Source organism: Streptomyces sp. (assembly GCF_035644915.1).
In the GTDB taxonomy this organism is placed as follows: Bacteria; Actinomycetota; Actinomycetes; order Streptomycetales; family Streptomycetaceae; genus Streptomyces.
Genome location: NZ_DASQNP010000098.1, coordinates 1 through 1,618, shown reverse-complemented (window position 1 = coordinate 1,618; position 1,618 = coordinate 1). Strand labels below are relative to the sequence as shown.

1 protein-coding gene, 1 tRNA gene and 1 other RNA gene are annotated in these 1,618 nt (G+C 73.1%); 2 read left to right on the top strand and 1 reads right to left on the bottom strand.

Annotated features, from left to right (window positions below; translation table 11 throughout):
• Positions 1-2 precede the first annotated feature (2 nt).
• Positions 3-87 (bottom strand) — tRNA-Ser (locus tag VE546_RS11575).
• An 84-nt stretch (positions 88-171) separates the two neighbouring features.
• Here VE546_RS11575 and ffs point away from each other — a divergent pair.
• Both ffs and VE546_RS11565 read left to right on the top strand, forming a co-directional pair.
• An RNA gene (gene ffs / locus VE546_RS11570) (signal recognition particle sRNA small type) lies at positions 172-266 on the top strand.
• Between the two features lie 45 nt (positions 267-311).
• Positions 312-1,618: DNA polymerase III subunit gamma and tau (locus VE546_RS11565; RefSeq protein WP_324921298.1), on the top strand; the 1,307-nt coding region annotated here is incomplete at its 3' end.

The following is a 1,618-nucleotide window of genomic DNA, read 5'->3' as shown; positions in this document are numbered from 1 at the left end:
TGCGGAGGATACGAGATTCGAACTCGTGAGGGGTTGCCCCCAACACGCTTTCCAAGCGTGCGCCCTAGGCCTCTAGGCGAATCCTCCGCCGCAAACAATACAAGACCCGGGGGAGTGGTCGCGAACCCGATGCCCGTGCTCCGGGGGCCTCCGGGATCCGGTAGGCTGAGCGCAGCCCCTCACGTGGCGCTATCTCGCTGAACCCCCCCAGGGCCGGAAGGCAGCAAGGGTAGGTGGGCTCTGGCGGGTGCGTGAGGGGCGCCTGCGTTGTGGGGGCACGCTTGTCGGCGCGGGCGGATATCGTCGAAGGCGTGTCGTCCCTCGCGCTGTACCGCCGCTACCGACCCGAGACCTTCGCCGAGGTCATCGGGCAGGAGCATGTCACCGACCCCCTCCAGCAGGCTCTCCGCAACAACCGGGTCAACCACGCGTACCTGTTCAGCGGGCCGCGCGGCTGCGGCAAGACGACCAGTGCGCGCATCCTCGCCCGCTGTCTGAACTGCGAGAAGGGCCCGACGCCCGAGCCGTGCGGGGAGTGCCGGTCCTGCCGGGACCTGGCCCGCAACGGGCCGGGCTCGATCGACGTCATCGAGATCGACGCCGCCTCGCACGGTGGTGTGGACGACGCCCGTGACCTGCGGGAGAAGGCGTTCTTCGGCCCCGCGTCCAGCCGTTACAAGATCTACATCATCGACGAGGCGCACATGGTCACCTCGGCGGGCTTCAACGCCCTGCTGAAGGTGGTCGAGGAGCCGCCGGAGCACCTGAAGTTCATCTTCGCGACGACCGAGCCGGAGAAGGTCATCGGCACGATCCGGTCGCGCACCCACCACTACCCGTTCCGCCTGGTGCCCCCGGGCACCCTGCGCGACTACCTGGCCGAGGTGTGCGAGCGCGAGGCGATCCCCGTGGAGGACGGGGTGCTGCCCCTGGTCGTGCGCGCCGGGGCCGGTTCCGTGCGTGACTCGATGTCCGTCATGGACCAGCTCCTGGCGGGCGCCGGCGCGGACGGCGTGACGTACGCCATGGCCACGGCGCTGCTGGGCTACACCGACGCCGCGCTCCTCGACGACGTGGTGGACGCCTTCGCGGCGGGTGACGGGGCCGCCGCCTTCGAGGTGGTCGAGCGGGTGATCGAGGGCGGGCACGACCCCCGGCGCTTCGTCGCCGACCTGCTGGAGCGGCTGCGCGACCTGGTGATCCTGTCGGCCGTCCCGGACGCGGCGGAGAAGGGCCTGATCGACGCCCCCGCCGACGTGGTGGAGCGGATGACGGCCCAGGCGTCGGTCTTCGGCCCGGCCGAGCTGAGCCGGGCGGCGGACATCGTCAACGAGGGCCTGACGGCCATGCGCGGCGCGACCTCGCCGCGGCTGCAACTGGAACTGATCTGCGCGCGGGTGCTGCTGCCCGCGGCGTACGGGGACGAGCGCTCGCTCCAGGCCCGGCTGGACCGGCTGGAGCGGGGCGCGAGCCTGGCGGGTGGCCTTGCGGGCGGTGCTCCCGCGGCCCCGCCGCCCCCGCCCGCCCCCGCCCCGGTGGCCCCGGCCGCCGCTCCGGCGCCCGCGCCCGCGCCTGCACCCGCGCCCGGCGGACCGGTGGGGCAACCGGCCCCGCAGGC